Annotated in this window: 14 protein-coding genes and 1 riboswitch; of the genes, 6 read left to right on the plus strand and 8 right to left on the minus strand. The window is 58.1% G+C overall.

Annotation, left to right across the window (positions count from 1 at the left end; all coding sequences use genetic code 11):
* Positions 1-325: 325 nt before the first annotated feature.
* From panS to QMM04_RS12050, 3 genes are all read right to left on the minus strand, one after another.
* A complete protein-coding gene (gene panS, locus QMM04_RS12040; protein ID WP_211724879.1) occupies positions 326-1,249 on the minus strand; it encodes a ketopantoate/pantoate/pantothenate transporter PanS in 924 nt (307 codons plus the stop codon).
* Positions 1,250-1,510: 261 nt separating this feature from the next.
* Positions 1,511-2,866: a lysine-sensitive aspartokinase 3 gene (lysC, locus tag QMM04_RS12045; RefSeq protein WP_021508028.1), complete on the minus strand. Its 1,356-nt coding sequence runs from the start codon at positions 2,864-2,866 to the stop codon at positions 1,511-1,513.
* A 110-nt stretch (positions 2,867-2,976) separates the two neighbouring features.
* Positions 2,977-3,171, minus strand: a riboswitch (Lysine riboswitch).
* Between the two features lie 36 nt (positions 3,172-3,207).
* Positions 3,208-3,453 carry a hypothetical protein gene (locus QMM04_RS12050; RefSeq protein WP_262264540.1) on the minus strand — a complete coding sequence of 82 codons (246 nt, stop codon included), beginning with the start codon at positions 3,451-3,453 and terminating at the stop codon, positions 3,208-3,210.
* Positions 3,454-3,552: 99 nt separating this feature from the next.
* Here QMM04_RS12050 and pgi point away from each other — a divergent pair, with 99 nt between their 5' ends.
* The 5 genes from pgi to QMM04_RS12075 all read left to right on the plus strand — a co-directional run bounded on the left by pgi (position 3,553) and on the right by QMM04_RS12075 (position 9,638).
* Positions 3,553-5,199, plus strand: a complete 1,647-nt coding sequence (gene pgi, locus QMM04_RS12055) for a glucose-6-phosphate isomerase (RefSeq protein WP_282996250.1) — start codon at positions 3,553-3,555, stop codon at positions 5,197-5,199.
* 641 nt (positions 5,200-5,840) lie between these two features.
* Positions 5,841-6,089 carry an exopolysaccharide production protein YjbE gene (gene yjbE, locus QMM04_RS12060; RefSeq protein ID WP_021508031.1) on the plus strand — a complete coding sequence of 83 codons (249 nt, stop codon included), beginning with the start codon at positions 5,841-5,843 and terminating at the stop codon, positions 6,087-6,089.
* Between the two features lie 77 nt (positions 6,090-6,166).
* Positions 6,167-6,814: a YjbF family lipoprotein gene (locus QMM04_RS12065; protein WP_058769991.1), complete on the plus strand. Its 648-nt coding sequence runs from the start codon at positions 6,167-6,169 to the stop codon at positions 6,812-6,814.
* Positions 6,811-7,548, plus strand: a complete 738-nt coding sequence (locus tag QMM04_RS12070) for a capsule biosynthesis GfcC family protein (RefSeq protein ID WP_021508033.1) — start codon at positions 6,811-6,813, stop codon at positions 7,546-7,548. The genes QMM04_RS12065 and QMM04_RS12070 overlap by 4 nt, the downstream gene beginning before the upstream one ends.
* Complete coding sequence (locus QMM04_RS12075) at positions 7,548-9,638, plus strand: YjbH domain-containing protein (protein WP_058769990.1); 2,091 nt, start codon at positions 7,548-7,550, stop codon at positions 9,636-9,638. Before QMM04_RS12070 ends, QMM04_RS12075 begins: the two co-directional genes overlap by 1 nt.
* 134 nt (positions 9,639-9,772) lie before the next feature.
* Here QMM04_RS12075 and metH read toward each other — a convergent pair whose 3' ends face one another.
* Positions 9,773-13,456, minus strand: a complete 3,684-nt coding sequence (metH, locus tag QMM04_RS12080) for a methionine synthase (protein ID WP_282996253.1) — start codon at positions 13,454-13,456, stop codon at positions 9,773-9,775.
* A 197-nt stretch (positions 13,457-13,653) separates the two neighbouring features.
* On the opposite strand from metH, the gene iclR reads away from it, so the two are divergent.
* A complete protein-coding gene (gene iclR, locus QMM04_RS12085) occupies positions 13,654-14,484 on the plus strand; it encodes a glyoxylate bypass operon transcriptional repressor IclR (RefSeq protein WP_282996251.1) in 831 nt (276 codons plus the stop codon).
* Here the strand turns inward: iclR and aceK are convergent.
* From aceK to metA, 4 genes are all read right to left on the minus strand, one after another.
* The gene (gene aceK, locus QMM04_RS12090; protein WP_058780913.1) at positions 14,481-16,217 is read right to left on the minus strand and encodes a bifunctional isocitrate dehydrogenase kinase/phosphatase; all 1,737 of its coding nucleotides are present in this window, start codon (positions 16,215-16,217) and stop codon (positions 14,481-14,483) included. The two genes, iclR and aceK, sit on opposite strands and share 4 nt — an antisense overlap.
* A 66-nt stretch (positions 16,218-16,283) precedes the next feature.
* Positions 16,284-17,588 carry an isocitrate lyase gene (aceA, locus tag QMM04_RS12095; protein WP_104187803.1) on the minus strand — a complete coding sequence of 435 codons (1,305 nt, stop codon included), beginning with the start codon at positions 17,586-17,588 and terminating at the stop codon, positions 16,284-16,286.
* A gap of 16 nt (positions 17,589-17,604) precedes the next feature.
* Entirely contained in the window at positions 17,605-19,203 is a 1,599-nt protein-coding gene (aceB, locus tag QMM04_RS12100; protein ID WP_150059127.1) for a malate synthase A, read from the minus strand.
* Between the two features lie 270 nt (positions 19,204-19,473).
* On the minus strand, positions 19,474-20,403 hold the full coding sequence (gene metA, locus QMM04_RS12105) for a homoserine O-succinyltransferase (RefSeq protein WP_282996252.1): 930 nt from the start codon (positions 20,401-20,403) through the stop codon (positions 19,474-19,476).
* Positions 20,404-20,746 lie beyond the last annotated feature (343 nt).

Here is a 20,746-nt window from a genome sequence, read left to right on the forward strand (position 1 = left end):
CCTGCATCAGTAAAAAAAGAATAAATCGGGCTGGCCCGTGTAGGGGTTCCTGGTGCTTGCATATTTATATGAGGTGAGGATTAGTGCGCCAGTGGAATATTTTTGAATGACTATTTATGACGCCACGCTGCCCGTTGAGTGTTTGCGGTCGCCATGAATGGCGACCCTACAAGGTTATTGCGCGTTTTTGCAGAGGGCGCATTTATTGCGCCCTCTGCAAGGTTATCGCGTGTTTTTTGTAGGGTGCGCATTTATGCGCACCGGCATCAACAGGTCGATGGTGAGTAACCGATCGCCATTGATGACCACCGGTACGCATGCCCCGTTATTTCTGCTTCTTCTCAATCGTTTTACCCGACCAGTAACCCGCCAGCAGCGAACCGGAGAGGTTGTGCCACACCGAGAACAGTGCGCCGGGCAGTGCGGCCAGCGGTGAGAAGTACAGTTTGCCTAGCGTGGCCGCCAGTCCGGAGTTCTGCATACCGACTTCCAGCGCCAGCGTGCGGCAGGTGGATTCGTCAAAGCCAAACAGCTTGCCACCCCAGTAGCCGCCGAGCAGCCCAATGGCGTTGTGCAGGATCACCGCCGCGATCACCATCAGCCCTACCGAGCCGATAAAGCCCTGGCTACCGGCGACCACCGCGCTAATGATCAGCAGAATACACACCATCGAAAACGCCGGCAGATACGGCTCAACGCGGCGCACCACGCTGTTCATGGAGTGGTGAATAATCAGGCCAATCCCAATCGGGATCACCACGATTTTGACGATGCTGAGCAGCATGCCCACCACATCGACCTGAATGTGGGTATCTACGTAGAAGCGCGTCAGCAACGGCGTCGCGAACACGCCCACCAGCGCCGAAACCGACGAGATGGTCACCGACAGCGCCACATCGCCCTTCGCCAGATAAATCATCACGTTCGAGGCTGTCCCGCTGGCCACGCTGCCGACCAGAATCATCCCTGCGGCCAGATCCGGCGGCATCTGGAACAGTTTCGCCAGCGCCCAGGCCGCCAGCGGCATTACCAGATAGTGCAGGAACGTGCCGGCAATCACCGGTGCCGGACGTACCAGCACGCGTTTAAAATCGTCAATGTTGAGCGTCACGCCCATGCCGAACATGATCAGCATCAGCAGGTAGGTTACCCACGGCCCGATGCCGAGGAAGGTGGACGGCGAATAATAGGCTGCAACGGACAGCAGCACGGCCCAGAGCGGAAAAAGGCGGGTGAGTTTGGCGAGCATGAAGAAATGTCCTTAGCGTTTTACTTAATTGGTTTTTGCCACAGATGAAAAGGCGCGCGGGGAACGACCGCAGCGACCTGCGCCGGATCATAACATTTCATTATCATAAGCGTGGCCGACGACAGAAAATGCCTATCGGCTGCTAAAGATCGCCGGGCAGACACGGGCATTCCGCTGGCATTTGTCCGAAATAGCGTCAGGCTGAACGGCAGAGATAAAAAAAGCCGGACATTGTCCGGCTTCAGGTAACTTACGCGTCAATTAAGATTCGAACAGATTCTTATGCAGCGCGCGCACCACCTCTTCCGCATCCGGCGTTGGCACCAGGAAGCACAGGTTGTAGCTGCTTGCGCCGTAGCAAATCATGCGCAGGTTAAACGGCTCCAGCGCGCCGAACACCTCTTTGCCGACGCCGCAGGCTTTCGACAGGTTGTTGCCGATGATCGCCACCAGCGCCAGATTCTCTTCCACTTCCACCCGGCACAGGGAAGAGAGCTCGGTCAGCAGCGCCTGGGTCAGCAGACTGTCGGCGGTGCTGGTTGAACCGGTGGTATCCAGCGTCAGCGCCACGCTCACTTCCGAGGTGGTAACCAGATCAACCGAAATACTGTGGCGCGCCAGGATAGCAAACACTTCCGCCAGGAAGCCGTGCGCGTGCAGCATGTTCAGGCTGTGCAGCGTCAGCAGCGTCTGTTTGCGCCGCAGTGCCAGCGCGCGGAACAGCGGCGGATTTTTAGTCTCGTTGCAGACGCGCGTGCCGCCCGCCGCCGGATCTTTACTGGAGCCGACAAACACCGGAATATCACTGCGCACCGCCGGCAGCAGCGTCGCCGGATGCAGCACTTTCGCGCCGAAGATTGCCATCTCCGCCGCTTCTTCAAAGGTGATCTCTTCGATGCGTTTCGCCTGCGGCACCACACGCGGGTCAGTGGTGTAGATGCCCGCCACGTCGGTCCAGATATCCACACGCGTCGCCTGCAGCGCTTCGCCGAGCAGCGCAGCGGTGTAATCGCTGCCGCCACGGCCCAGCGTGGTGGTGCGGCCTTTGCCTTCGCTGCCGATGAAGCCCTGCGTGATCACCAGCGCTTCTGCGGTGCGCGGCTGCAGCTGAGCCGCTGCCAGCGTTTTCAGCTCGGCCACATCCGGCTCGGCGCGGCCAAAACGGTCGCTGGTGCGCATCACTTTGCGTACGTCAAACCACTCGGCATTCACCTGGCGCTCGCGCAGAATCTCCACAAACAGCAGGCTCGACATCAGTTCGCCGTGGCTCACCAGCTCATCGGTCAGCGCGGTCGAACGGGCTAATGCCGCCGCTTCCGCCAGCATGATGATGTTCTCCAGCATGCGATCAATCTCCTGACGGATGACGTCCGGCGACTGCAGGCGATCGATGATGGCATATTGAATGGTGCGGATTTGATCCAGCAGATAAGCGCGCTGCTCGAGTTCCTGGCCTTCAGCCAGCGAAACCAGCAGGTTAGTCACGCCCGCCGAGGCAGAGAGCACCACCAGACGGGTATTGGCATCAGACAGCACGACGTCCGCGCTGCGGTTCATGGCATCGAAATCGGCAACGCTGGTGCCGCCAAATTTTGCCACGATCAACGATTGAGACATGTAACAAAACCTCGTGTCAGGTTATCTCCTCCCATTCGCGGAAGAGAAGATCGGGTAACAGCCTTGGCACAAGAGAAGAGCAGAATTGGACAGACAAGATCAGGAGATGAGTCACCAAAAGCACTTCACCTTGCGAAACGTCCGACTGCGGACGCTTCTGGTGACAACCCAGAGGATTCAGCCCCTGCAGCCGACAGCACAACACTCCGCGTGTTGCACCACCTCGGCGTCGCACCCCCTGATGTGTTCTCGCTGGATACGGATCCTCAAACACACTGCCTGGGCGACGCGCCTCTTCTGGCTTGCACCCGGAGGTGCAAGTCGCGCGCACAAAATACTGATTAATTGTTCCGCTGTCCAGCCTTGCGGCGCCGGGAAAATTCATTTTTACACTTATGCAGCGCATTGCTAAACAAACCCGGAAGCCGCCAGCCGCATAAAGTAGTCAGCGGTGCGAAAAAACCGGTGTTTTGCTGATGCCGCGCAGAGTAATGCGCGGCGAACCGGCCGACAATCGCCGCCGGATTTACCTGAAACGCTGCGGCTGGCGTCACAAATTTTTTCCTTTCAGTTGCAACTGTGGTCATACTGAAACGCGTGCAAGCCGTAACAAATGCTCAGCATGCCGGGCCAGACAGGATGCGCCCGGATGGAATGACGGTTCTTATATCAACAAGAGTGTTGCCATGAAAAATATCAATCCGACACAAACCGCAGCCTGGAAAGCGCTGCAGCAGCATTTTGATCAGATGAAATCGGTAGAGATTGCCGACCTGTTTGCGCAGGATGCCGATCGTTTTGCGAAATTCTCTGCCACCTTTGATGATCAGATGCTGGTGGATTTCTCAAAAAACCGCATCACCCAGGAAACCCTCGACAAACTCCAGGCGCTGGCGAAAGAGACCGATCTGGCGGGCGCCATCAAATCCATGTTCTCCGGTGAGAAGATTAACCGCACCGAAGATCGCGCCGTGCTGCACGTGGCCCTGCGCAACCGCAGCAACACACCAATCCTCGTGGATGGCAAAGATGTAATGCCGGAAGTGAACGCGGTGCTGGCGAAGATGAAAGCCTTCTCAGAACGCATCATCAGCGGCGAGTGGAAAGGCTACACCGGCAAGCCGATTACAGATGTGGTGAACATCGGTATCGGCGGTTCAGACCTCGGCCCGTTCATGGTGACCGAAGCGCTGCGTCCGTATAAAAACCACCTCAACATGCATTTTGTTTCCAACGTTGATGGCACGCACATTGCCGAAACGCTGAAACCGCTTAACCCGGAAACCACGCTGTTCCTCGTGGCGTCGAAAACCTTTACTACGCAGGAAACCATGACCAACGCCCACAGCGCGCGCGACTGGTTCCTGAACACCGCCGGCGATCAGCAGCACGTGGCGAAGCACTTTGCCGCGCTCTCAACCAACGCGAAAGCGGTCGGCGAGTTTGGTATTGATACCGCCAACATGTTCGAGTTCTGGGACTGGGTCGGCGGCCGCTACTCACTGTGGTCCGCGATTGGTCTGTCGATCATCCTGTCCATCGGCTTCGAAAACTTCGAACAGCTGCTGAGCGGCGCGCACGCCATGGACCAGCACTTCGCGAACACGCCAGCGGAGCAAAACCTGCCGGTGCTGCTGGCGCTGATTGGTATCTGGTACAACAACTTCTTCGGTGCCGAAACCGAAGCAATTCTGCCGTACGACCAGTACATGCACCGGTTTGCCGCTTACTTCCAGCAGGGCAACATGGAGTCCAACGGTAAGTACGTCGACCGCGACGGCAATCCGGTGGATTACCAGACCGGCCCGATTATCTGGGGTGAGCCCGGCACCAACGGACAGCACGCGTTTTATCAGCTGATTCATCAGGGTACCAAGCTGATTCCATGCGACTTCATTGCGCCGGCGCAGACCCACAATGCGCTGGCCGATCACCACCAGAAGCTGCTTTCCAACTTCTTTGCGCAGACCGAAGCGCTGGCGTTTGGTAAAGCCCGTGACGTGGTAGAGAAAGAGTTTACCGATGCCGGGAAATCAGCGGAGTCCGTCGCGCATATCGTGCCGTTCAAGGTGTTTGAAGGTAACCGTCCGACCAACTCGATTCTGCTGCGTGAAATCACCCCGTTCAGCCTCGGCGCGCTGATTGCGCTGTATGAGCACAAGATCTTCACTCAGGGCGCGATCCTCAACATCTTCACCTTTGATCAGTGGGGCGTTGAGCTCGGCAAACAGCTGGCTAACCGTATTCTGCCGGAGCTGGAAAATGACGCGCCAATTAACAGCCACGATAGCTCCACCAATGGCTTAATTAATCGCTATAAATCCTGGCGTTAATTCACCACTCAGGTTCATCAGGCGGCAGCTCCTGCCGCCTTTTTTCTGCCCCGATTTACCGATCCCGCTGAAATAAGCCGGTTTCACTGCTGCGCTGCGGTTAGAAAATTCTTAAAATGCCCTAAGGAAAATCGGAAGATGCCAGGATTGCCAGCCGGTTCATTGGGTAAAAAATGGATCTGATTTTGCCGCCATGCTTACCTAAGTGACTGATTAATTTTTCCTTTCTATTTAACTGCTTTCAGGAAAATCTGATTATTCCTATTCCGTGCCATTTTTTAATGCAAAAGTGAAAAATGCTGCTGTGCTATAACGTCCTGCGCAAATATTCCAGCCAGCGAAAAAAGCGCAATTAAAAAAAGCAGCTAACGCCAATTCGCCTTATTTATCACCAGAAATGTCCTGCTTAATCCCCCTCTTTTTCTGGCGCTGAACTCTGGTAATTTGTTGCCCTATACTGAACGCGCCTTCAAGGCTGCCCTGAATACTTCCCCGCTGTCGCCCGGCGGCCCGGGAAACATTATTGCGCGCTGACCACGGTTAGCCAGCTGCATGCGGCCCAGCGGCCATCGGACGGCAGCGTACGGTATGACGGGTAATATCCTTCATTCACGTTTTATCAAGATGCAGGAAACGTTGTTATGAAAAAACTGATGGTTGCCGGTGCAGCCTTACTTTACGTTGCCGTTTCTTCCGCTGCGATTGCCGCACCGGAAGAAGCCGGTGCTGCAGCAGGCGCGCAGGCGGGAGCAATCTCGACCGGTGCGACCACCGCTGTGGGTATCGGCGCACTCGGTGCGTTAGTGGGTCTCGGCGTTGCCGCTGCTGGCGGTGGCGACGGTGCAAATACCGGTACAACAACCACTACCACAACGAGCACCACTCGTTGATGTAGCACCTTTAAACATAACCACACAGTCGTGTGGTTATTTTTTGTTTTTTGCCTCTATTGAGACAGGGATACACAGTGCGCCGACTCTCTTTGCTGCTTCTTTGCCTGTTGCTGCAGGCTTGCACACAAACGCAAAAAGGCCTCGAACAGACCGTGATGCTCGCCATCAGCGGTCCGGACGATGTCACCGTCAGCGATGAACAAATCGCTACTCTGCCCTATGCCAGCCTGTATGCGCGCGTCGATAACGGTCCGCGCATCTTTGTGGTGTTGGGCTACCTGGAAAACGGCCAGCAGAAATGGGTAACCCAGGATAAAGCCATGCTGGTGATGCAGCACGGCCGCCTGGTGAAAACCCTCGGCCTGCGCGACAACCTGCAGGCCGTCAGTAACCTGGCGCAGGATCCGCTGGCCGATGGGCTGCGGCTGCAAAATGGCGCGCAGTGGACGCGCGTCGTGCAGTGGCGCGAGCAGGACAACGTGCGCGCCGCCACCGCCCACTCCACCTTTCAGCGCGGCGACGATGAAGTGCTGAACCTCGCCGGCGAGCGGGTGCCCTGCCGCGTCTGGCACGAAACGGTAGAGATGGAGAGCCCCGGCGTCAGCTGGCAGAACACCTTCTGGATCGATAACCGCGACGGTACGGTGCTGCAGGCGCAGCAGATGCTGGCGGCTGACCAGTTCCCGATTGCAACCACTCTTCTGAAGCCGGCGAAATCATGAAAAAAATCAATTCTTTGCTGGCGGCACTCGCCCTCACGGCGGCCAGCCACGCGCTGGCGGATAGCCAGGTGACGGTACACCCTGCGCACGATCAGCGCAGTTTTCAGATCGATCATGCCAGCACCCTGAGTGAACTGGTAACGAACCCGGCGCTGCACAGCTGGTGGCCGGGCACGGTGATTGCCGAACGCGGTGCGACCGCCGTGGCGCAGCAGCAGCACGCTCAGCTGCTGGCGGATCTGCGCGCCTGGCAGGCCGACAGCGGTACTTCACTGGCCGCAACCATCGGCAGCGTAATTCAGCAGCTCAGCGCCCTGCAGGTTACCGGGCGCCAGTTTACTTCGCTCGATCCCGACTGGGTGCGGCTGCGTCCGGAAGCCAACCGTAAACTGCAGGGCAGCTACGACCTGTACATCGTGGCAGCGCCGACGCAGGTACGGGTGATGGGCGCACTCAGCCATCCCGGCAGTGAGAGCTGGCAGCCAGGACGCACGGTGCGTGACTACCTCGCGCCGCATGCGCGTTTATCGGGTGCCGAGCGCAGCGTGGCCACGGTGATTGCGCCGTCAGGTGAGACGCAGCAGGTGCCGATCGCTTACTGGAATCAGCGGCATGTTGAAGTTGAGCCTGGCAGCACCATCTGGCTGGGCTTTTCCACATGGAGCCTGCCCTGGGGCCAGCCTGATTTGAATGCGCGCATGCTTTCCGTTCTGACTCACCGGATGCCAGACTGATGAAAAAACAATTACTCCTCAGCCTGTTGGCTGCTTCTGTCGCCGCCGCATGCCAGGTGCAGGCGGAAACCTGGCCGGAACCGGTCGGTCCTTCACAATCTGATTTTGGCGGCGTGGGCCTGATGCAAACGCCGACTGCGCGCATGGCAAAAGAGGGCGAATTTAGCCTGAACTTCCGCGATAATGATCAATATCGCTACTATTCTGCGTCATTGCAGCTGTTCCCATGGCTGGAAACCACGGTGCGCTATACCGACGTACGCACCCGCCGCTACAGTGCGGTGGAAGGCTTCAGCGGTAACCAGAGCTATAAAGACAAAGCCTTCGACCTGAAACTGCGCCTGTGGCAGGAGAGCTTCTGGCTGCCGGAAGTGGCGGTCGGTTCGCGCGATTTGGGCGGTACCGGCCTGTTCGACAGTGAATATCTGGTGGCGAGTAAAGCCTGGGGACCGTTTGATTTCAGTCTCGGGCTGGGCTGGGGCTATCTCGGCAACAGCGGCACCATCAAAAACCCGTTCTGCTCCTACAGCGATAGCTTCTGCAGCCGCACCGGCGGCGGTTCGGCGGGTTCCATTAACGGCTCGCAGATGTTCCACGGTCCAGCGGCACTGTTTGGTGGCATCGAATACCAGACGCCGTGGCAGCCGCTGCGTCTCAAGCTGGAGTATGAAGGCAACGATTATCAGGACGATTTTGCCGGCCGGCTGGAGCAGCGCAGTAAGGTCAACGTTGGCGCAATCTATCGCCTTACCGACTGGGCGGATATCAACGCCAGCTACGAGCGCGGCAATACTTTTATGTTTGGCGTGACCGTGCGCACCAACTTTAATTCGTTACACCAGTCGCACCTTGATAGCGCAAAACCGGCTTATCAGCCACAGCCGCAGGGCGATCTGCTGCAGCCGACGGTGGTCGCTAATCAGCTTACCGATCTGAAATACAATGCCGGACTGGATGGTCCGCGCATCCAGACCAAAGGCCGCACGCTATACGTTTCCGGTGAGCAGACTAAATATCGCGACACGCGCGAAGGCGTTGACCGCGCTAACCGCATTATCATGAACAATCTGCCGGCTGGCATTGATACGATTGAAGTCACCGAGTCGCGCTTTAACATGCCGCAGGTCACCACGCGCACCGATGTGGTCAGCCTGAATAACGAACTGCGCGGCTATCCGCTCGGCCACGAGCAGCCGCTGCAGCAGACGCGTGAAGAACCGATCGATCCGGGCACCACCGAACAGGGCTATTTCATCCGTAAGGATCGCCTCAACTACAGCCTGTCGCCGGTGCTGAACCAGTCGGTCGGCGGTCCGGAAAGCTTCTACATGTATCAGCTCGGCGTAATGGGCAATGTCGATTACTGGCTGACCGATCACTGGCTGATTGGCGGCAGCCTGTTTGGCAACATCGCCAACAACTATGACAAGTTCAACTACAACGGCGCGCCAGCCGACTCGACGCTGCCGCGCGTGCGCACCCACATTCGCGACTACGTGGAGAACAACGTTTACGTGAATGATCTGCAGGCCAACTACATGCGCTATCTCGGCAATGGCTTCTACGGCCAGGTGTACGGTGGCTATCTGGAAACCATGTATGGCGGCGTGGGCGGCGAGCTGTTGTATCGCCCGGTGGACAGCAACTGGGCTTTCGGTCTCGATGCGAACTACGTGAAGCAGCGTGACTGGGACAACATGATGCAGTTCACCGACTATAAGGCGCCGACCGGGCACCTTACCGCTTACTGGCGTCCGTGGTTCATGCAGGATGTGCTGGTGAAAGCCAGCGTCGGTGAATATCTGGCGAAGGACAAAGGGGTCACGCTGGATGTGTCGAAGCGCTTTGACAGCGGCGTGATGGTCGGCTTCTACGCCACCAAAACCAACGTGTCAGCCGAAGCGTATGGCGAAGGGGATTTCACCAAAGGTTTCTATATTTCGATTCCGATGGATCTGTTTACCGTCACGCCAACCCGTGGCCGTGCGCAGGTGAACTGGGTGCCGCTGACGCGTGACGGTGGTCAGATGCTGGGCCGTAAGTACCAGCTGTACGATCTGACCGCCGATCGCGATGCGCGTTTTAATTAAATCGTAGCGCGGGGTTCAACCCGCGCCATTTAACGGTGCGCATTAATGCGCACCCTACGTGAACCATGTAGGGTCGCCATTGATGGCGACCGCCTGCCAGCATTTCATTGCGCGCGCTCTGCGCCGGCAATTCATCAATCCGCGTCGTAGCCTAAATTCGGTGCCAGCCAGCGTTCCACATCGCTGACGCTCATGCCTTTACGCGCCGCGTAATCTTCCACCTGGTCGCGCTGAATCTGCGCCACGGCGAAATATTTACTCTCCGGATGACTAAAATACCAGCCGGACACTGCGGCACCAGGCCACATGGCAAAAGATTCGGTCAGCTTCATACCGGTGTGATGTTCCACATCCAGCAGCTGCCAGATTTGTGCCTTCTCGGTGTGTTCCGGACAGGCCGGATAGCCCGGCGCCGGACGAATGCCCTGGTAATTTTCGCGAATCAGCTCGTCGTTGCTGAGATTTTCATGGGCGGCATAGCCCCAGATCACCTTACGCACGCGCTCATGCAGGTATTCGGCAAACGCCTCCGCCAGGCGATCCGCCACCGCTTTCACCATGATTTTGTTGTAATCATCGTGTTGCTGGTCGAACGCCGCCGCCAGCGCATCCTCCTCCAGCCCGCCGGTGACGGCAAACGCGCCGAGATAATCCGCTTTACCACTGGATTTCGGCGCCACGAAGTCCGCCAGACAGTAGTTGGCAAAGTCGGTTTTTTCCGTTTGCTGACGCAAATGATGGCTGACGCACAGCACCTCGCGCCGGGTCTCGTCACGGTAGATTTCAATGTCGTCGCCAACCCGGTTAGCCGGGAAAATACCAACCACGCCGCGCGGCCTGAGCGTGCCCTGCGCGCTGAGGTTATCCAGCATCGCATTGGCATCGGCAAACAGCCGCGTGGCTTCTTCGCCCACCACCTCATCTTCCAGGATACGCGGATATTTGCCGGCCAGCGACCAGGTCATAAAAAACGGCGTCCAGTCAATGTAGTTGCGCAGCGTATCGATACTGGCCTCCACTGCGCTGACGCCGGTACGATGCGCCACCGGTGGCGTGTAACGTTGCCAGTCAATGACGTAATGATTATCGCGCGCGGCCTGCAGCGTGACCGGCGGCGTGCGCGGCTTTTTACGCGCGTGCTGAATCCGCACGGTCTCGTACTCCTTGCGCGTGCGCGCTACGAACGCCTCTTTCAGCGTGGGCGACAGCAGCGATGAGACCACGCCGACGGTGCGCGAGGCGTTCTGCACATAGACCGTCGGGCCGCTGTAATTCTGCTCAATCTTCACCGCCGTGTGCGCTTTCGAGGTGGTGGCCCCGCCAATCAGCAGCGGCAGCGTAAAGCCCTGGCGCTCCATCTCTTTCGCCACGTTCACCATCTCGTCGAGCGACGGGGTAATCAGGCCGGAAAGTCCGATGATGTCGGCGTTTTCCTCACGCGCGGTTTTCAGGATTTTGTCGCCCGGCACCATCACGCCCAGGTCGATGATTTCGTAGTTGTTACACTGCAGCACCACGCCAACAATGTTTTTGCCGATGTCGTGCACGTCGCCCTTTACCGTCGCCAGCACGATTTTACCGTTGCTGCGGCCGGCCTCTTTGCTCGCCTGGATAAAGGGTTCGAGATAAGCCACCGCCTGCTTCATCACGCGCGCTGATTTCACCACCTGCGGCAGGAACATTTTGCCCTCGCCGAACAGATCGCCGACCACGTTCATGCCGGACATCAGCGGCCCTTCAATGACCTCAATCGGCCGTGCCGCCGCCTGGCGCGCCTCTTCGGTGTCCTGCTCGATAAACTCCGTGATGCCTTTCACCAGCGAATATTCCAGCCGCTTCACCACGTCCCAGCTGCGCCATTCGGCCTGCTGCTTGTCCTGTTCACCCTCGCCTTTGTTGCCGCGATACTTTTCCGCCAGCGCCAGCAGTCGCTCGGTGCCATCGTCGCGCCGGTTGAGGATCACGTCCTCAACCGCATCGCGCAGCTCCGCCGGCAGATCGTCATAAATCGCCAGCTGACCGGCGTTGACGATGCCCATGTCCATGCCGTTGCGGATGGCATAGTAGAGGAACACCGCGTGAATCGCCTCGCGCACCGGTTCGTTACCGCGGAACGAGAACGACACGTTGGAGACGCCGCCGGAGATCATCGCGTGCGGCAGTTCGCGTTTGATGTCTTCACAGGCACCGATGAAATCCATCGCGTAGTTGTTGTGCTCTTCGATGCCGGTAGCCACGGCAAAGATATTGGGGTCGAAAATGATGTCTTCCGGCGGGAAACCGACCTCTTCGGTGAGAATGTGGTAGGCGCGGCGGCAGATCTCAATTTTGCGCGCGCGGGTGTCCGCCTGGCCAACTTCGTCGAACGCCATCACCACCACCGCCGCGCCGTAGCGCCGCACTTTGCGCGCGTGCGCAATAAACGGCTCGACGCCCTCTTTCATCGAGATGGAGTTGACGATGCCTTTGCCCTGAATGCACTGCAGACCTTTCTCAATCACCTCCCATTTCGAGGAGTCGATCATGATCGGCACACGCGCAATATCCGGCTCACCGGCAATCAGGTTGAGAAAGCGCACCATGGCCGCTTCCGCATCCAGCATGCCTTCATCCATATTGATATCGATAATCTGCGCGCCGTTTTCCACCTGCTGGCGCGCCACGTCCAGCGCTTCGTTGTACTTCTCTTCTTTAATCAGGCGCTTAAATTTGGCCGAGCCGGTCACGTTAGTGCGCTCACCCACGTTGACGAACAGTGAATCGGCCTGAATATTGAGCGGTTCGAGGCCAGACAAACGGCAGGCGACGGCTATTTCCGGCAGCGGCCGCGGTGGCACGCCCTCGACCGCTGCCGCCATCGCCGCAATGTGCTGCGGCGTGGTGCCACAGCAGCCACCAATAATGTTGAGGAAACCGGCGCGCGCCCACTCGCCAATCTGCGCCGCCATCGTCGCCGCATCAAGGTCATATTCGCCGAAGGCATTTGGCAGACCGGCGTTGGGGTGGGCGCTGACATAGCCTTCCGCAATGCGCGACAGCTCCTGCACATACTGGCGCAGTTCGTCCGGGCCAAGCGCGCAGTTGAGGCCGAACGACAGCGGCTCCGCGTGGCGCAGTGAGTTGTAGAATCCTTCCGTGGTCTGGCCGGAGAGCGTACGGCCTGACGCATCGGTAATGGTGCCGGAGATCATCAGCGGCAGCGTCACGCCCATCGCTTCCATCTCACTCTGTACCGCATAGATCGCCGCTTTGGCATTCAGGGTATCGAACACCGTTTCGATCATGATGATGTCAGCACCGCCGCTAATCAGCGCATGGGTCGATTCGCGGTAGGCGTCCACCAGCTGATTGAAGGTGATGTTACGAAACGCGGGATCGTTGACGTCAGGCGAGATCGAGCAGGTGCGGTTGGTCGGGCCGAGCACGCCAGCAACGTAGCGCGGGCGATCGGGCGTTTTTGCCGTCCACGCGTCGGCGCAGGCGCGCGCCAGTTTCGCCGCTTCGAAGTTGATCTCCGCCGACAGCGCGGCCATTTCATAGTCGGCCATGGCAATCGGGGTGGCGTTGAAGGTGTTGGTTTCGAGAATATCCGCACCAGCCGCCAGGTAAGCATCGTGGATTTCGCGAATGACGTCCGGCTTACTCAGCACCAGCAGGTCATTATTGCCCTTCACATCGCACGGCCAGTCAGCGAAGCGGCTGCCGCGGAAATCCTGCTCATCCAGTTTGTAACTCTGGATCATGGTGCCCATGCCACCGTCCAGAATCATGATGCGTTGTGCCAGCTGCTGCTGTAGCGTTGCGGTTATATTGCTCACTCTTGCCCCATCCACGTCATTGCGTTGGCTAAATGCCAGCCAGTCATACTGGCACAACTTTACGATGAGCAAAAGTCACTCCGGGTGTGGCCTCTGGCGATAAAATGGTCAGCAGATCCGACCAGTCAGCCAGGGTTTGCATTCATGCTGTTAAAAACGAAAATGGTTTCCATACCTGCAATGACTGTGGAGATGTTATGGCAACCCCTGCGCCCGCGAAACGCGGCAAAAAACCCCGTACGGCACCGGCTGCCAGCGCACCAGCCGGTGGCCAGGTGCAGTCCCTGACGCGTGGCCTGCGTTTGCTGGAGCTGATTGCCGAATCACACGGTAGCGTGGCCCTGACCGAACTGGCACAGCAGGCCGGGCTTCCCAACTCCACCACCCATCGCCTGCTGACCACCATGCAGCAGCAGGGATTTGTGCATCAGGTAGGCGACCTTGGGCTGTGGACTATCGGTGCTCATGCCTTTGTGGTGGGCAGCAGCTTTTTGCAAAGCCGCAATCTGCTGGCGATTGTGCACCCGATTCTGCGCCGGCTGATGGAAGAAGCCGGCGAAACCGTGAATCTGGCGGTACTGGATCTGAGTGATTATCAGGCGGTGATTATTGACCAGGTACAGTGCACCCAGCTGATGCGCATGTCAGCGCCGATTGGCGGCAAGTTGCCGATGCATGCGTCCGGTGCCGGCAAAGCGTTTCTCGCTCACCTCAGCGATGAGCAGGTCACCGCTCTGCTGCACCAGAAGGGATTGCATCACTACACGCCGAAAACCCTGATGTCGCCACACAGCCTGAAAGAGAATCTGGCGCTGATCCGCAAGATGGGCTTTTCTCACGATGATGAGGAACACGCGCTCGGCCTGCGCTGCGTGGCGGCACCGATTTATGATGAACACGGTGAGCCGTTTGCCGCCATCTCCATCTCCGGCCCGCTGGCGCGCATGACCGACGACCGCATTACCGAGCTCGGGGCACTGGTGATCCGCGCGGCGAAACAGGTGACGCTGAGCTACGCCGGCCGCTAGGCGGCCACTGACGCGTAGCGCGCGCTGAAACGCTGTCCGGCGCGCCACGCCATCACCTCTTCAATATGCCCGGCACGGATCCGCGCCTGCAGCGCGCGCCACCAGCCGGGATCGAACAACTGCGGATGCAGCGCCTGCAGCAATTTTCCGGTCGCCGGCTCGCTGCACAGTGCGTAGCGGAAGGTTTCCGGAAACACATCATCCGGCCCGACGCTGTACCACGGCTCGGCCTGCAGCTCATCCTCTTCGTAACGCGCCGCCGGAACATCGCGGAACACCAGCTCGGTCATCGGGCGGATTTCATCATAGTCGTAAAACACCACGCGGCCATGGCGCGTCATGCCGAAGTTTTTAAACAGCATATCGCCGGGGAAGATATTGGCCGCCGCCAGCTGACAAATCGCATCGCCGTACTCCTCAATGGCGTGCTGGCGCTGTTCCGGCGTCGCCTGCATCAGCCACAGATTAAGCGGCTGCATGCGACGCTCCAGCCATAAGTGGCGGATGATCACTACGTCATCGCGCAGCTCAATTTTTTCCGGAATCTCGCGCTCAAATTCCGCCATCAGCGCCGCCGGAATGCGCGCGCGCGGAATGGCGAAATGCTCAAACTCCTGGGTGTCAGCCATGCGCCCGACGCGGTCATGCTCTTTGACCAGCCGGTAACAGGCGCGCACCTGCGCATCCGTCACCTCTTTTTGCGGCGCGAAGCGATCTTTAATCACCTTAAATACCCGATCAAAACCGGGCAGCGTGAATACCAGCATCACCATACCGCGCACGCCGGGTGCGATGGTGAACGCTTCCTGACTGTGCGCCAGGTAATCTAAATATTCGCGATAGCATTCGGTTTTACCATGTTTCTGGCAGCCAATCGCCATGTAACGCTCGGCAAGGGTTTTGCCCGGCAAAATCGGCTGCAGCCAGGCCACCAGCGCGGCTGGCACCGGCGCGTACACCATGAAATAGGCGCGGGCAAAGCCAAACACGATGCTGGCGTCATTGCTGTCGGTGAGACAGGTATCAATCCACAACCGGCCGGCGTCATCGCGCTGGATCGGCAGCAGACACGGCACGATTTCGCCCGCGCTCAGCTGTAGCCGCGCCACAATCCAGGCGGTTTTGTTGCGATAAAACAGCTCGCTGGCGACATCCAGCGTGGCATGGGCCAGCTGTGCCGCGCTGAACTGCTCGTGCAGATGACGCACAATCCAGCCGATGTCGCGCGTCTGATCCTGCCACGTCAGCCGCAACGGAATGTCATTCAATACCTGACGCAGCGTCTCATGCCAGCTGTGCTGCGGCCGGTACAGGCGCGAAAGCGGTCGCTGCGCCGGCGGCGCGGGCGCGTATGGCTGCGACGGCAGGATAAACAGCCGCTCAGGCAGTAAGTGGCTGTGTCCCAGCAAGCGACAATAGACGGAATTAAAAAAGCTTTCGGCAATTTCATGACGCGGATAGCCCGGCAGCAGCGTGGCATAGTGGCTTTTCACCCGCAGCCAGAAGGCGTCATCCCAGTCGGCCATCTCGTTGAGGATGCGCAACTGATTGGCGACCAGCCCGACGTGATGATCATACAAATGGATACGCGCTTTCATCGCCTGCTGCACCGCCTGCCAGTCCGCCTGTTCAAAGCGCTGCTGCGCGCCTGCGGTAATGTCGAGAAAGCGACCGTACTGCGCATCAAAACCCTGCAGAATCGTGTGGGCGATAAGGGATTCTCTCGGTGACATCGGCAATCTCCGGCAAGCGTGAGCCAGTGAAACGGTGCGCCATGCTGCGCACCGCGAGTACGCTGATCAAAACTGTGCGGCTTCGGTGGAGCCGGTCAGCGCGGTGACCGACGAGCTGCCGCCCTGAATCACCGTGGTGATGCGATCAAAATATCCGGTGCCCACTTCCTGCTGATGCGCAGAGAAGGTGTAGCCGCGTTCGCGTGCGGCAAATTCCGGCTGCTGCACCTTTTCCACGTAGTGGCGCATGCCTTCGCCCTGCGCATAAGCGTGCGCGAGGTCGAACATGTTGAACCACATGCTGTGGATACCCGCCAGGGTGATGAACTGAAAGCGGTAGCCCATTTCGCTCAGCGCCTGCTGGAAGCGGGCAATGGTGCGATCGTCGAGATTCTTCTTCCAGTTAAACGAAGGCGAGCAGTTGTAAGCCAGCAGCTTGCCGGGATACTGCGCGTGAATCGCCTCGGCGAAGCGCTGCGCCAGCGCCAGATCCGGCGTGGAAGTTTCGCACCACAGCACATCGGCATACGGCGCATACGCCAGGCCGCGGGCTATCGCCTGTTCGATACCGGCATGGGTGCGGAAGAAGCCTTCAGCGGTTCGTTCACCGGTAATAAACGGCGCATCGCGCTCGTCGCAATCGGAGGTAATCAGATCGGCAGCGTCGGCATCGGTGCGCGCAATCAGCACCGTGGGCACATCCATCACATCGGCCGCCAGCCGCGCCGCCACCAGTTTCTGAATCGCTTCCTGCGTCGGCACCAGAACTTTGCCGCCCATGTGCCCGCACTTCTTCACCGCCGCCAACTGATCTTCAAAGTGCACCGCGCCGGCACCGGCCTGAATCATCGCTTTCATCAGCTCAAAAGCATTGAGCACCCCACCAAATCCGGCTTCCGCATCGGCGACAATCGGCAGGTAGTAATCGATAAAGCCGTCATCGTCCGGCGACAGTCCGCTCGCCCACTGGATTTGATCGGCGCGCTGAAAACTTTGGTTGATACGTTCCACCACGTTCGGCACCGAATTGACCGGATACAGCGACTGGTCCGGATACATCTGCCCGGCCAGATTTGCATCGGCCGCCACCTGCCAGCCGGAGAGATAAATCGCCTCAATGCCGGCTTTCGCCTGCTGCACCGCCTGTCCGCCGGTCAGGGCACCGAGGCTGTTGATATAGCCTTTGCGCGCGTCACCGTTGAGCAGTGCCCACAGCTTTCTCGCGCCGCGATCCGCCAGCGTGCAGGCGGGATTAACGGAGCCGCGCAGGTTAATGACCTCTTCGGCGCTGTAAGGACGGGTAATGCCCTGCCAGCGTGATGCCAGCCAGCTGTTTTCCAGTTGAGCGATCTGTTGGGTACGATTTGACATAGCAGTATCTCCAGAGTCAGGGCAGCAGGCGGTAGCCCGGCAGGGTGAGGAAAGGAACCAGTTGTTCGTCGGTGGTGATTTGCGCCATCAGTGCAGCCGCATCTTTGTAGCGACCGGCGTCAAAGCGCGTATCACCCAGGCTGTGGCGCAGGGCCGCCAGCTCTTCATCCAGAAACTGTTCGAACAGCGCGGCGGTCACCAGCTGACCATCGCTGAGGATTTGCTTGTGGTGAATCCACTGCCAGATAGAGGTGCGGGCAATCTCCGCGGTAGCGGCATCCTCCATCAGCCCATCAATAGGCACGCAGCCATTGCCGCTGATCCACGCTTCCAGATACTGCAGCGCAACGCGGATGTTGGCGCGCATCCCGGCTTCGGTGCGCTGACCACGGCACGGGCGCAGCAGGCGCTCGGCGGTGATCGGCGTATCCTGTTCACGACTGACGTGCAGCTGATTGGGGCGATCGCCCAGCTGACGGTCAAACTCCGCCATGGCGATATCCGCCAGACCGGGATGGGCGACCCAGGTACCGTCATGGCCGTTGCCCGCTTCCCGTGCTTTGTCCTCCTGCACTTTCTGCATCACCCAGGCGTTGCGTTCAGCGTCTTTGGCCGGGATGAGCGCCGACATGCCGCCCATCGCCAGCGCACCGCGCCGGTGACAGGTTTTAATCAGCAGGCGCGAATAAGCCTCGAGGAACGGCTGGTCCATGCTGATCTGCTGACGATCCGGCAGAATGCGGTCACCGTGCTGGCCCAGCGTTTTGATGTAGCTGAAGATGTAATCCCAGCGACCACAGTTGAGGCCAACCACGTGATCGCGCAGTTCCCACAGGATCTCATCCATCTGGAATACTGCGGGCAGCGTCTCGATCAGTACCGTGGCTTTGATGGTGCCGCGCGGCAGATCGAAACGATCTTCACTGAAGCGGAAGATTTCCCGCCACCATGCCACTTCCGCCGCATGCTCGGTTTTCGGCAGATAGAACCACGGACCGTGGCCCTTCTCCAGCAGCGCGGTGACGTTGTGAAACAGATAGAGCGCAAAGTCGAATAACCCGCCGGGAATGGCCCGATCGCGCCACTCAACATGCTTCTCATCCAGATGTAAGCCGCGAACCCGGCACATCAGCAGCGCCGGATCGGATCGTAACTGGTAGATCTTGCCGTTTTCGCTGGTGAAGCTCAGCGTGCCGTTAACCGCATCGCGCAGCGCCAGCTGGCCATCAAGCAGTTTTTGCCAGGTCGGTGCCAGCGAATCCTCAAAATCGGCCATGAACACTTTGACGTTAGCGTTCAGCGCGTTGATCACCATTTTGCGATCTGGCGGACCGGTGATTTCGACGCGGCGATCGCGCAGTAGCTGAGGAATGGGCCTCACCTGCCAGTCACTTTGCCGAATGGAAGCGGTTTCCGAATCGAAATCTGGCAACGCCCCCTGATCGTAGCGCTGCTGGCGTTGCTGACGCGCTTTCAGCAGACGCTCGCGCTCGGGTGCAAAGCGCACCACCAGCGAGTGCAGGAAATCAATGGCTTCGGGCGTGAGCAGCTGCTTCTCCGCGTGGGTAAAGGGCTGGCTAAAGGTCAGTGTCGGGCTGATAACCGTGTCTGTCATGCGGGCTGCCTCCTGGTTTGATCCTTTTTCTAACAACAGGATCGGGCTGTAGGGTATTTTTTAACCGGCAAGATCAGAGCATAATCATTTTTATTTTAATTTCAAAAACTATTTCCATTTTAGTGTTTGTTTGATTTTATTTGCCTGATTTAACTGTAATTTAATCTCACGAAATAAAGGCAATACGTTCCATCGCAGAAAAAAGGCAAAAAAATGCCGCGACAACACGCGGCTGTCACGGCAGGTTTAAACGCGCTTTTAGCAGGCGTTTTACTCGAGCGTTGGATTCATGTGACGCAGATCGAATGGCGTAATCTGGTAGACGTAGTAGTTGAGCCAGTTGGAGAACAGCAGGTTGCCGTGGCTACGCCAGGTGGCGCGCGGCGGCAATTCCGGATTGTCCTGCGGGAAGTAGTTGAACGGCACCTCAGGGTGCAGGCCGGCCTCGTAGTCCCGATGGTACTCACCCGACAGCGTAAGAGCGTCATATTCCGGATGGCCGGTAACAAAGGCCAGGCGTTTGTCTTTACTCGCCATCAGATAGGCACCGGTGCTTTCCGATTCGGCAAACAGCTCAAGATCGGTGTAGTCGCGGATCAGCTGGCTGGGGAAATCAGCATAGCGTGAATGCGGTGCCAGGAAGTTGTCATCAAATCCGCGCGTCAGCAGCGCGTGCGGATGAAGAATCTGATGCTCAAAAACACCAGACAGTTTGTTCTGGCGCGTCTGCTTCGGAATGCCATACAGGATGTTAAGCGCCGCCTGCACTGCCCAGCAGACGAACAGAGTAGAAGTGACGTGCTCTTTCGCCCAGTGCAGCACGCGTTGAATCTGCGGCCAGTAGGCAACATCATTAAAATCAACCAGCCCCAGCGGCGCACCGGTAACAATCAGGCCATCAAAGTTATCGTTAGCGATATCGTCGAAGTTGCAGTAGAAGTTGTTCAGATGCTCGCTGGGCGTGTTACGCGACTCGCGGCTGTCGATGCGTAACAGCTGGACATCGATCTGCAGTGGCGAGTTAGAGAGCAGGCGCAGAAACTGATTTTCCGTTTCTATTTTTTTTGGCATCAGGTTAAGGATCAAGACTTTAAGCGGACGAATCTCCTGAACACTGGCGCGCGATGAGGTCATGACAAAGACATTCTCATTACGCAAAAAATTCACTGCCGGTAATTCGTCGGGGATCCTGATTGGCATAACCTGCTGACCTCTTTCTGATAACCATATAAACGTTTAGACATCCAGATGCCCGAGATTAGCCTGGCTGCCGCTGGATGTCGAGTCTTCATGCGGTTTATGAAAATGTTTCAGCATTGAGCGGCAATGGCCGCGAGCGCCGCGCGGTGAGCAGCAGCAATAAGGTCGGAATAAAAGCGCGTTAGAATTTTTTCAGGATTAAATAAGTCGTTATGGAGGGGTTTTTAGCGGGAAATTTGCCGGAGTACGGACGTAAAAAAGCCCCGGACTCTCGTCCGGGGCTTCTTTACTTATTTGATGCCTGGCAGTTCCCTACTCTCGCATGGGGAGGCCCCACACTACC

Origin of the sequence: Pantoea sp. Pa-EAmG (assembly GCF_030024295.1) — a bacterium.
GTDB classification, from domain to species: domain Bacteria; phylum Pseudomonadota; class Gammaproteobacteria; order Enterobacterales; family Enterobacteriaceae; genus Pantoea; species Pantoea dispersa.